The sequence below is a fragment of the Nocardia sp. NPDC056611 genome, assembly GCF_042792755.1.
Classification (GTDB): Bacteria; Actinomycetota; Actinomycetes; order Mycobacteriales; family Mycobacteriaceae; genus Nocardia.
Genome location: NZ_JBHTVV010000001.1, coordinates 301,692 through 311,532 on the forward strand (window position 1 = coordinate 301,692; position 9,841 = coordinate 311,532).

Consider the following 9,841-nt stretch of genomic DNA (forward strand, 5'->3'; position numbering starts at 1 on the left):
GTCCGCTAACGCTGCCGTGACACGAGGTCGAAGAAGGTCTGGATATCGGCCGTGTGCGCCCGGGGCACGTCCATGGCGAGGAAATGGTTACCGGTATTGCCCTCGGGCCAGTACGCGATGGTGTTGTCGCGTTCCGCGAGGCGGCGCATGAGCGGCGAACCGCCGGAATACACGCCGATCGGGACCAGTTTCTGGCCCGCCGGCCAGGCGAATCCGTCGTCGCCGAGGCCGTTGTACATGGGCCACGACGAGGTGGCGGCGGTGTTGGTGAACCAGAAGACGCTCGCGTTGGCCAGCAGCTGGTCGCGGTCCACCGCCTGCTCGAGGTGGTCCGCCAGCGGCGAGAACTCGGTGAACTTGTGCACCAGCCAGCCCAGCAGCCCGACCGGCGAATCGGTCCACCCGTGCGCGAAGGTCTGGGGCGCCTGCCGCAACAGCACATGGTGGTTCACCCCGGACTGCCACTTCTGCATGAGATCCCATTCGGCGCGCTCCTCGGCCGTCATGGTGGGCACATCCGCCGCGGTCGGCATCCCGATACCGCCGTCGATGTGCACGCCGATCAGATGATCCGGATCGGCGATCGCCATCTCCTGCACCACGTACGCGCCCAGATCCCCGCCCTGCGCGCCGTACCGGTCGTAACCGAGGCGCGCCATCAGCTCCACCCACATGCGGGCGACCCGGCGCGGCTTCATCCCCGGCTCGCGCGGCCCCTCGGAGAACCCGAACCCGGGTACCGACGGAATCACCACATGGAACGCCTGCGTCGATTCCATGCCGTGCGCCCGGGGATTCGTCAGCAGCGGAATGGTTTTCGTGAACTCCACGAAACTGTTCGGCCACCCGTGCGTGAGAATCAGCGGCACGGCCTCCGGATCCTCGGAACGCGCATGCAGGAAATGCACATCCAGCCCATCGATCTCGGTCCGGAACTGCGGGAATTCATCGAGTGCCGCTTCCTGTGCACGCCAGTCGAATTCGGTGCGCCAGTACTCGGCCAGCTCGCGCAGATAATCCACCGGCACACCACGCTCCCAGCCCTGCCCGGGCAGCTGCCCGCTCCACCGGGCCCGTGCCAGGCGGTCGTGGAGGTCGTCGAGCTCGGACTGCGGCACGGCGATGCGGAACGGGCGGATGTCGGCGCTGGTCATCATGGCTCCTCGTGGTCTTCGGTCAGCGGTTCACCGACCAAATTACGAAGGATGTAGGACTATTCTTGTCCTACTTCGAGCGCAGGATGGAATTCATGAGCGATACGTCGGCGCGGCTGCTTCGTTTGCTGTCCCTCCTGCAGACCCCGCGCGAATGGCCCGGCAGCGAACTGGCGGACCGCTTGGGCGTCACCGACCGCACGGTGCGCCGCGATATCGACCGACTCCGCGACCTCGGCTACCCGGTCGAGGCCACCATGGGGGCGACCGGCGGCTATCGCCTGGTGGCCGGTGCCGCCATGCCGCCGCTGCTCCTCGACGACGACGAGGCCGTGGCCATCGCCGTCGGCCTGCGTGGCGCCGCGGGATCCGCCATCTCCGGAATCGAGGAGGCCTCGGTCCGTGCGCTCGCCAAACTCGAACAGGTCCTGCCCGCGAAGCTGCGCCGCCGAGTGCGGGTGCTGGGCGCCGCCACCATCGCCCCGGGCGCGGGCGCGAATACCGTGGACCCGGAACTGCTCACCGCACTCGCGGCCGCCATCTCCAATACCGAACGCGTCCGTTTCGCCTACGAGGCGGCGGATGGTGCGGAGACCCGTCGCAATGTCGAGCCGGTCGGCCTCGTGCCCTATCGGCACCGCTGGTACCTGGTCGGGTTCGATCTCGACCGCGGCGACTGGCGGAGCTTTCGAGCCGACCGGGTCAGCCGGGTGCTCGCCACAGGCGCTCGGTTCGTGCCCCGAGAGCTTCCCGCCGCCGACCCCGCCGCGTATGTCACCGGGGATCGAACCGACTGGGGTACGCCGTCATTGCACTTCCAGGTGGACATCGCCGCTCCGGCCGCGGCGGTGATCGGCCGGCTGGGGGAGGGGCCGGGCGATATCGTGGCGCGCGGGCCGGAGGCTTGTGCACTGGATATGCGGCGAGACGATCTGCCGGAGTGGGTGGCGCATCGCTTGCTGCAGTTGGGGGTCGAGATCAGGGTGCATGGTCCGGCCGAGTTGGTGGAGGAGATGCGGAAGATCCGTGATCGCGCGGGGCGGGCGGCATCACTGTGACGACCCCCCGATCATTCATGCGGCGATTGCTGATTTCCGCTGTGTAAGAACACCATCCACCATCTGGTAAACGCTATCCATCTGATCCAGATGCGAAAGATCGTGCGTGACGAGAAGGGTGGACGCACCGTGCTCGCGCACGATCCCGACGATCAGATCGATGATCGCGGCGCCACGCTCCTGATCCAACGCACTGGTCGGTTCATCGATAACCAGCAGCGACGGATCATTCATCAGTGCCCGGGCGATATTGACGCGCTGCCGCTGCCCGCCCGAGAGCTGAGCGGGCCGCTTGTTCTCGTGGCCGCTCAACCCCACCGCGTGCAGCAGATCCCGCGCCCGCGCCCGAACCTCACGCCGCTTGCCGGGCGAAACGAACCAGCTCTGCCCCAGATGCACCATCGCCTCGAGCTGCTCGATGGTGGTCAGCGCGGGAATCAGATTGGACTGCTGGAACACGATCCCGATCGAGTTCCGGCGCATGGTCGCGGCATCGCGGCGGCTCAGCTCGGCGAGATCGAGGGTCCCCGAGGCGGTTTCGAGTTCGACCCGTCCCGAGTCCGGCCGCAGCAGCGTCGACACCGTGGCCAGCAGCGTGGACTTGCCGGACCCCGACGGCCCTGTGATGGCGGCGATCTCGCCACCACCCACGCGCAGGTTCACGTGGTCGAGCGCGGTGATGCGGTCCGCGCCGTCCGGAAAGGTGAGGGTGAGGTCGGAGACGGTCAGTGTGTTGGTCATCGCGATGCTCCTGGGAGACAAGGGGATTGTGGTCATCAGCGGGCCTGGTTGAGCGCGGTCAGCGGATCGGTGGTGACGAGGAAGCGCAGCGCGAACGCGGCGCCCAGCAGGCCGAGCGCGATCAGGGCGGCCGCGGGGAAGAGCGTGGTGCTCGCGCTGAGGATGAACGGCACCGCGCCGCCCATGAACAGTCCGGCCACGACCGTGATTCCGACACCCACGCCGACACCGAGCAGCAGCACGATCAGGGCCTGGCTCAGGGCATCCCGGATCAGCGATCCGGTGGTCGCGCCCAGGGCCTTCAGGGTCGCGATGTCGGGCTGCCGCTGCACGGTCCACACCGTGAAGAACGCGCCGATCACGAGCGCCGAGATGGCGAACAGCATGACGGTCATCAGCGTCAGCGAGCCGTTCTCGGCCTGGTAGGAGGCCATGGCCGACAGCGAGTCCTCGGTGCTCGTCGTGGTGGTGTGGGCGCTGGCGTCGAGAGCCTGCTGTTCGCTCACCCCCGACACCGCGAGGATGGTGGCCGCGCCCGAATGCGGGTTCAGCGCCTGCCAGTCCGACAGGGTCATCCACACCACCGGGGTGTGCGCGTACCAGTCGTCGTCGGTCACGCCCGCCACGCTGTAGCGTGCCGACCCCAGCTCGACCGTGTCGCCGGTCTTCGCGTCGAGGTTCTTGGCGGCCGCCTTGGACAGGATCACCGCGCCCGGCTCGGTAGCTGTGCGCTTGCCAAAGGGGGTGCCCTGTACGCCGAACAGCGCGACCTGGGTCGGGGACACGCCGTTGACGGTGGCGCGGGTGCGGCTGATGCCGATCGGGTCGACGGTGCCGCCCGCGCGCTCCCAGGTCTGCACCTGTTCGGTGCTCAGCGTGGAGGCGTCGAAGGAGGGGGTGGAGCCGGTGTCGGAGAAGACGACGGTGTCGGTCTTCAGCGATTCGATGGCGGAGATGTTCTGGTGCGCCAGACCGGCCGTGAGACCGCTGAGAAAGCTGACCAGCAGCGCGACCAGCGTGACCACCAGGGTAATCAGGAGGAAGCGGCCGCGGGCCGCCCGCAGATCTCTGAATGCGACGAACATACTTACACCCTCTCCGGGAAAGGCGTTCCGGCCATCGCGCCGCGGAACGAATCCCGGTCCGCCAACGGCAGGGCGGCGTTTCCTACTTTCGATGGATGCCCGGGTAATTGCCGGGCATAAGCTGGTCGCGTGCACCGGTCCCCCCTGACTCCCGTCTTCTCCGCCCTGCAGCTCGGGCTGCATGTGCTGGTCGTGGCGTTGACCGTCGTGGTGGCGGTGCAGGAGGTCTTCTCCGGAGCGCATCGGGTACTGGTGGTGGTGCTGGCCGGGGTCTTCCTGGGGGTCTATTTCATCGGTGGCCGGTACCGGCGCAACCTGGTCGGCGCGCGGGTGTGGCTGGGAGTGCTGACGCTGCTCTGGCTGGCACTCGTTCTCGTCGCCCCCTTGGCCGTCTACCTGGTCTTCGGGCTCTTCTTCCTCTATCTGCATCTGCTGCCGCGCTATTGGGGCGTGGTGGCGGTGATCGCCGCGACCGTGGTCGCCGTCGTCGGGTTCGCCGCGCACCGCGGGTGGACGGTCGCCGGTGTGATCGGCCCGCTGCTGGGCGCGCTGGTCGCGGTCGCCATCGGGCTCGGCTACGAAGCCCTGTTCCGGGAGGCCGCGGAACGGCAGCGGCTCATCGACGAATTGCTCGCCACCCGAGAGACTCTCGCCGAACAGGAACGCACCGCGGGAAAGATGGCCGAACGCGAGCGGCTGGCGCAGGAGATCCACGACACCGTCGCGCAGGGGCTCAGCAGTATTCAGCTGCTGCTGCACGCGGTCGAGCGGGCCGCCCCCGATCATCCGGCGCTGGAACGGATTCGGCTGGCCCGGGAGACCGCCGCCGACAGTCTCGTCGAAACCCGCCATCTCATCGCCGAACTCACGCCGGCCGCGCTGGAGGGTCAGTCCCTCGCGGGCGCGCTCACCCGGATCGCGGAGCGGGCCGCCGCACCCGGACTGGACGCGCAGGTGCTCGTCGAGGGCGATCCGCAGGCGCTGCCCATGCCGATCGAGGCCGCGCTGGTCCGCATCGCGCAGGGCGCGGTGTCGAATGTGGTGCGGCACGCGCAGGCTCAGCGGATGCGGGTCACCCTCACCTACGGCGATGACGCCGTGCACCTCGACGTGGTCGATGACGGGGTGGGCATCGATCCGGCCGTACTGGCCGAATCCCCTTCGGGCAGCTTCGGTTTGAACGCCATGCGCAATCGGGTGGAGCAGCAGGGCGGCACCATGGATGTCGAATCCGAACCCGGCCACACCGCGGTCACCGTCTACTTCCCCCTGGAGGACCAATGATCCGCATCCTCCTCGCCGACGACCACGCCATCGTCCGCGCGGGCCTGCGCGCGCTCCTCGACTCCAGCGTCGCCGAAACCGATTCCGACGACATCGAAGTCGTGGGGGAGGTCGCCACCGCCGAGGATTCGGTGGCCTTCTGTTCCACCACCCAGGTCGACCTGGTCCTGATGGACCTCCGCTTCGGCCCCGGCAAGTCCGGCGCCGACGCCACCGCCGCCCTGCGCGGCCTCGCGAACCCGCCGAATGTCCTGGTGGTCACCAACTACGACACCGACGCCGACATTCTCGGCGCCATCGAGGCGGGCGCGGTCGGCTACATCCTCAAGGACACCCCGCCCGCCGAACTCCTCGCCGCCGTCCGCTCCGCCGCCGAAGGCGAGAGCGTCCTCTCCCCGTCGGTCGCCTCCCGCCTGATGACCCGGGTCCGCAAACCCGACACCACGCTGAGCCCCCGCGAGATCGAGGTGCTGCGCCTGGTCGCCGACGGCCACTCCAACCGCGAGATCGGCAAACGCCTCTTCCTCTCCGAGACCACCGTCAAATCCCACCTGGTCCACATCTATTCGAAGCTCGGCGTGAAATCCCGAACCTCCGCCGTGGCCAGGGCCCGCGAGCGCGGAGCGATCTGACCGCGCGGAACAGCCGAACTCAGTGGGCGGCAGGCGCGGCGGCCAGCAGCGCGGGCCAATCCTGGGCCGAGGCCCAGTCGGCGAAGGAATGCCAGGCGATCTCGGGGTAGTCGCGGCGCAGACCGGCGACATCGACATCCAGGCCGACGGTCGAGAAGTACTCGAACATGGCGGCCAGATCGGTGGAACGGGAGCGCACGTACGCGAGCGGGACCTCCCGGTGCGCGATCGGCGCGTCGATGGCGGCGGCCAGGGTCGCGGCGATCTGCGCGGGCGTGAGCTCGTCCGCGGCGATATCGATACGGCGACCGGCGAATTCGGCGCGGCGGTCCAGGGCGAGGGCGGCGAAGGCGCCGATATCGGTGGCGCTGATGAGGGTCAACGGCTGCTCGGCGGGCATGGGCCAGGAGAAGGTCTGCTCGCGCAGGCCGTCCAGGGTCCAGCCGGTGGCGTAGTTGTCCATGAAGGCGGCCGGAGCGATGACGGTCCAGGGCACGCCCGAGGCGGACAGTCGGCGTTCGATCGCGAATTTGCTCTCGTAGTGCGGCACACCGGTTTCGCGGTCGGCGTGCGCGACGGAGGTGAAGACGAGGTGGCCGAGGTGAGCGGCGACGGCGGCCTCGACGAGGTTCTCGCCGTGCCGGACCTCGACGGTGGTGTCGGTGTCGAACGGGGTGGTGACCGCGAACAGCGAATCCGCCCCGGCGAACGCGGCATCCAGCGATGCGCGATCGTCGAAGTCGGCCCGGCGGATCTCCGCGCCGAGCGCGCGCAACTGCTCGGCGGCGGGGGAGTCGGGGAAACGGGTGAGGGCACGGACGTGGTGGCCCCGATCGAGCAGGGCGCGGGCGGTGGCTCCGCCCTGGGCGCCGGTGGCTCCGGTGACCGCGATGGTGAGCATGGTTCCTCCACAAGGTAGTATCTGCTGCGTGACGCATTAACTGCGTCACGCAGCAATCTAGCCAATATTGCTGCGCCGCGCAGCTATTCAGGAGTGTGATCCGGATGACATCCCAGCGCCGCCGGGCGTTGTACGACGAGCTCTCCGGCGAATCGCGCCGGTACATGGCCGCGTACACGCTGTTCAACCAGGCCATCGCGGACAAGCTCGGACTGCATCCCACCGACCTGCAATGCCTGAGCCTGCTCACCGCGGAATCGCAGCCGCTGACGGTCAAGCAGATCGCCGACATGACGGGCTTGACCACCGGCTCCGCCACTCGTCTGGTCGACCGCATGGAACGCGGCGGCTATGTCACCCGCGAAGCCGATCCCGAGGACCGCCGCCGCGTGCTGGTCACCCCGGTCCCCGAAGCGGTCGCCCGCATCACCGCGACCTGGGACGACCTGGGCGAGGGGTGGGAGGCCATGCTGAACGATCACACCGACGCCGAACTCGAGGCGATCATCCTGCATATGCGAAAGGCTCAGGAGCTCAGCAAAACCCAGATCGCCCGCCTCCGGGGCACGCACGGCTGAGCGTCGTACGGTGTCCGCTATGGCCTCACTCTCCGATTCCCGAGTACGCGAGTTTCTGAGCGCGGGCACCCGCACCGGCAAGCTGGCCTTCGTGGCCGCCGACGGCCGCCCCCTGGTCGCCCCGATCTGGTTCGTCCTCGACGGCGACGTCATCGTCTTCAATACCGGCAAGGCCACCGCCAAGGGTCGCTCGATCCTGCGTGACGGCCGCGTCACTCTCTGTGTCGACATAGCCGAGCCCCCATACTCTTTCGTCCAGGTGCAGGGCGTGACCGAGGTGTCCGAGGATCCCGGCGACCTGATCCGCACCGCCACCGATATCGCCGCCCGCTACATGGGCGCGGACCGCGCCGAGGAGTTCGGGAAGCGGAACGGCGTCCCCGGGGAGCTCGTCGTCCGGCTCTTCCCCACCAGGGTGCTCGCCGATTTCAAGGTCAGCGGCTGAAACCTCCGATTGCGGAACCGTGAGTTCCGTTATGTGCAGGACGTGGCGACGCGGGCCGGGGTGGGCAAGGCCGCGCTGTATCGGCGTTGGCCGTCGAAAGCCGCGCTCGCACTGCATCATCTGATCGGGGACCTGCGGCCGCGCGAGTATCGCGATACCGGCGGTCTGCACGGTGATCTGCGCGAGGTCGCGGCCGACTTCGTCGAGCGCATGGGCAATCCGAGGGTGCGGGCGGTGCTGCCCGAGCTCATGGCGGATCTGATGCGCGACGGAACCTTGCAGACCGTGTTCGAGGACGTCTGCCTGCTGCCCGAGCGCGCGCTCATCCGGGCGGTCGCCGAGCGGGCGGTCGAACGCGGGGATCTGGCCGGGCTGCCCGACTTGGATTGGGCGCACGCGCAATTCGCGGGACCGGTCTTCCTCTGGCTCACCATGCTCGGCGGGCAGGGGGATCGGGCGCTGATCGACCAGGTCGCGGATTCCGTTGCCGCGAGCTGGATGTACGACAAGGAGAAGGACCAATGAACACCTGGCTGTGGATCGGGCAGATCGTGCTCGCGGTGTCGTTCGTGCTCGGGGGCGTCGTGAAGGCGGCGATCGAGAAGGACAAGCTGCGCGGCGGGATGCCGTGGGTGGACGACCTGTCGCAGAACGCGGTGCGGGGGATCGGGATCGTGGAGATCCTGGGCGGCCTGGGGGTGGTGCTGCCGTGGGCCACGGGGATCGCGAAGGTGCTGACGCCGGTCGCCGCGGTGGGGCTGGCCCTGGTGATGGTCGGGGGATTCGTGACCCACGTGCGGCGCGGGGAGTACGGGCGGTCGCTGTCGAACGTGGTGCTGTTCGTGGTGGCGGTGCTGGTGGCGGTCGGACGGTTCGCCTGAGCGGGTGTGCGAGACTCGCCCGATGACAGTGCACTTCATCGGGGCCGGGCCCGGGGCGGCGGATCTGCTGACCGTGCGTGCGGTCGAACTGCTGCGCCGATCCCCGGTGTGCCTGTTCGCGGGGACCTATCTGGACCCGGGAGTGCTGGCGTACTGCGCGCCCGACGCCGAGCTGATCGATACGCAGAAGCTGGATCTGGACGAGATCGTGGCGCACTGCGCGCGGGCGCACGCCGAGGGCAAGGATGTCGCGCGGCTGTGCTCGGGCGACCCCTCCCTCTATTCGGCCCTCACCGAACAGAAGCGACGCCTCGATGCGCTGGGGATTCCGTGGGACGTGACGCCCGGGGTCCCCGCGTACGCGGCCGCCGCGGCCTTGCTCGGGGCGGAACTGACTGTGCCCGAACAGGTGCAGTCGGTGGTGTTGACTCGGACACACGCGCGCTCGACGGCTATGCCCGATTCGGAGGCTCTGGCCAACTTCGCCCGCACCCGGGCCACGCTGGTGCTGCACCTGGCCATCACCCGGATCCACACTCTCGCGCAGGAGCTGACCGCCGACTACGGCAGTGCCTGCCCGGTGGTCGTGGTCTACCGCGCGACCCAGCCCGAGCAGCGGATTCTCCGGGGCACCCTGACCGATATCGCGGATCGGGTGGAGGCGGCCGGATTGCGGCAGGCGGCGGTCATCCTGGTGGGTCCGGCGCTGGCCGAAAGTATCGGTTGTGCCCAGTCCCACTTGTACGACCCTGGTCGCGATAGGTCGCATATCACTGGGTGAAACAGCGAAATGGGACGATAGCCGACGGCTATGGCCCTTTCTGGTTGTGGCTTGCACGCTGACGGTAGATTGGACCGAGTGTCCGTCACCAAGATTGCGTCTTCGACCCGGCAATGGCCGGGGGGTGTGGTCGCGCCCATGTAACAAGATCGGCCAGCTGGGGGGATACCTCCCAGGGAGTCTCAATACGGTGAAGTAAGCCCCGAACGCCGGACGCCACGCTCACAGCAGCGGTGGCGTCCTGTTCGGGTTTTTCGGCGGGGAACGCTGCGGTCGTGGTGTTCCGGAAGCGAGGTTTGGG

At 68.4% G+C, this 9,841-nt stretch carries 12 protein-coding genes; 8 read left to right on the top strand and 4 right to left on the bottom strand.

What is annotated here, in order from left to right; all coding sequences use genetic code 11:
• Positions 1-5 precede the first annotated feature (5 nt).
• The gene (locus ACFRAQ_RS01385; protein WP_379092517.1) at positions 6-1,154 is read right to left on the bottom strand and encodes an epoxide hydrolase family protein; all 1,149 of its coding nucleotides are present in this window, start codon (positions 1,152-1,154) and stop codon (positions 6-8) included.
• Between the two features lie 95 nt (positions 1,155-1,249).
• On the opposite strand from ACFRAQ_RS01385, the gene ACFRAQ_RS01390 reads away from it, so the two are divergent.
• Positions 1,250-2,212: a helix-turn-helix transcriptional regulator gene (locus ACFRAQ_RS01390; protein ID WP_379092520.1), complete on the top strand. Its 963-nt coding sequence runs from the start codon at positions 1,250-1,252 to the stop codon at positions 2,210-2,212.
• Positions 2,213-2,227: 15 nt separating this feature from the next.
• Here the strand turns inward: ACFRAQ_RS01390 and ACFRAQ_RS01395 are convergent, their stop codons facing one another.
• A complete protein-coding gene (locus ACFRAQ_RS01395; RefSeq protein ID WP_379092523.1) occupies positions 2,228-2,953 on the bottom strand; it encodes an ABC transporter ATP-binding protein in 726 nt (241 codons plus the stop codon).
• A 35-nt stretch (positions 2,954-2,988) separates the two neighbouring features.
• A complete protein-coding gene (locus tag ACFRAQ_RS01400) occupies positions 2,989-4,038 on the bottom strand; it encodes an ABC transporter permease (RefSeq protein ID WP_379092526.1) in 1,050 nt (349 codons plus the stop codon).
• Positions 4,039-4,167: 129 nt separating this feature from the next.
• Between ACFRAQ_RS01400 and ACFRAQ_RS01405 the strand changes: the two genes are divergently transcribed.
• Positions 4,168-5,322, top strand: coding sequence for a sensor histidine kinase (locus ACFRAQ_RS01405; protein ID WP_379092529.1), 1,155 nt, complete (start codon positions 4,168-4,170; stop codon positions 5,320-5,322).
• Entirely contained in the window at positions 5,319-5,954 is a 636-nt protein-coding gene (locus tag ACFRAQ_RS01410) for a response regulator transcription factor (protein ID WP_357281670.1), read from the top strand. Before ACFRAQ_RS01405 ends, ACFRAQ_RS01410 begins: the two co-directional genes overlap by 4 nt.
• Positions 5,955-5,973: 19 nt before the next feature.
• Here ACFRAQ_RS01410 and ACFRAQ_RS01415 read toward each other — a convergent pair whose 3' ends face one another.
• Positions 5,974-6,855 (bottom strand): NmrA/HSCARG family protein, encoded by an 882-nt coding sequence (locus tag ACFRAQ_RS01415; RefSeq protein ID WP_379092534.1) that lies wholly within the window; start codon positions 6,853-6,855, stop codon positions 5,974-5,976.
• A gap of 104 nt (positions 6,856-6,959) precedes the next feature.
• On the opposite strand from ACFRAQ_RS01415, the gene ACFRAQ_RS01420 reads away from it, so the two are divergent.
• Genes ACFRAQ_RS01420 through cobM form a run of 5 tightly spaced genes read left to right on the top strand, consistent with a single transcriptional unit; the run spans position 6,960 to position 9,540 of the window.
• The gene (locus tag ACFRAQ_RS01420; RefSeq protein ID WP_379092537.1) at positions 6,960-7,433 is read left to right on the top strand and encodes a MarR family winged helix-turn-helix transcriptional regulator; all 474 of its coding nucleotides are present in this window, start codon (positions 6,960-6,962) and stop codon (positions 7,431-7,433) included.
• 19 nt (positions 7,434-7,452) lie between these two features.
• The gene (locus tag ACFRAQ_RS01425) at positions 7,453-7,878 is read left to right on the top strand and encodes a PPOX class F420-dependent oxidoreductase (protein ID WP_379092540.1); all 426 of its coding nucleotides are present in this window, start codon (positions 7,453-7,455) and stop codon (positions 7,876-7,878) included.
• 42 nt (positions 7,879-7,920) lie between these two features.
• Complete coding sequence (locus ACFRAQ_RS01430; protein ID WP_379092543.1) at positions 7,921-8,403, top strand: TetR/AcrR family transcriptional regulator C-terminal ligand-binding domain-containing protein; 483 nt, start codon at positions 7,921-7,923, stop codon at positions 8,401-8,403.
• Positions 8,400-8,759 carry a DoxX family protein gene (locus ACFRAQ_RS01435; RefSeq protein ID WP_379092545.1) on the top strand — a complete coding sequence of 120 codons (360 nt, stop codon included), beginning with the start codon at positions 8,400-8,402 and terminating at the stop codon, positions 8,757-8,759. The genes ACFRAQ_RS01430 and ACFRAQ_RS01435 overlap by 4 nt, the downstream gene beginning before the upstream one ends.
• 22 nt (positions 8,760-8,781) lie before the next feature.
• Positions 8,782-9,540, top strand: coding sequence for a precorrin-4 C(11)-methyltransferase (gene cobM, locus ACFRAQ_RS01440; RefSeq protein WP_379092548.1), 759 nt, complete (start codon positions 8,782-8,784; stop codon positions 9,538-9,540).
• Positions 9,541-9,841 lie beyond the last annotated feature (301 nt).

Excerpts from the sequence above, each read along its gene's own strand:
- ACFRAQ_RS01385 (WP_379092517.1), bottom strand. The coding sequence starts at position 1,154 with ATGACCAGCGCCGACATCCGCCCGTTCCGCATCGCCGTGCCGCAGTCC.
- ACFRAQ_RS01390 (WP_379092520.1), top strand. The coding sequence starts at position 1,250 with ATGAGCGATACGTCGGCGCGGCTGCTTCGTTTGCTGTCCCTCCTGCAG.
- ACFRAQ_RS01395 (WP_379092523.1), bottom strand. The coding sequence starts at position 2,953 with ATGACCAACACACTGACCGTCTCCGACCTCACCCTCACCTTTCCGGAC.
- ACFRAQ_RS01400 (WP_379092526.1), bottom strand. The coding sequence starts at position 4,038 with ATGTTCGTCGCATTCAGAGATCTGCGGGCGGCCCGCGGCCGCTTCCTC.
- ACFRAQ_RS01410 (WP_357281670.1), top strand. The coding sequence starts at position 5,319 with ATGATCCGCATCCTCCTCGCCGACGACCACGCCATCGTCCGCGCGGGC.
- ACFRAQ_RS01415 (WP_379092534.1), bottom strand. The coding sequence starts at position 6,855 with ATGCTCACCATCGCGGTCACCGGAGCCACCGGCGCCCAGGGCGGAGCC.
- ACFRAQ_RS01420 (WP_379092537.1), top strand. The coding sequence starts at position 6,960 with ATGACATCCCAGCGCCGCCGGGCGTTGTACGACGAGCTCTCCGGCGAA.
- ACFRAQ_RS01425 (WP_379092540.1), top strand. The coding sequence starts at position 7,453 with ATGGCCTCACTCTCCGATTCCCGAGTACGCGAGTTTCTGAGCGCGGGC.
- ACFRAQ_RS01435 (WP_379092545.1), top strand. The coding sequence starts at position 8,400 with ATGAACACCTGGCTGTGGATCGGGCAGATCGTGCTCGCGGTGTCGTTC.
- cobM (WP_379092548.1), top strand. The coding sequence starts at position 8,782 with ATGACAGTGCACTTCATCGGGGCCGGGCCCGGGGCGGCGGATCTGCTG.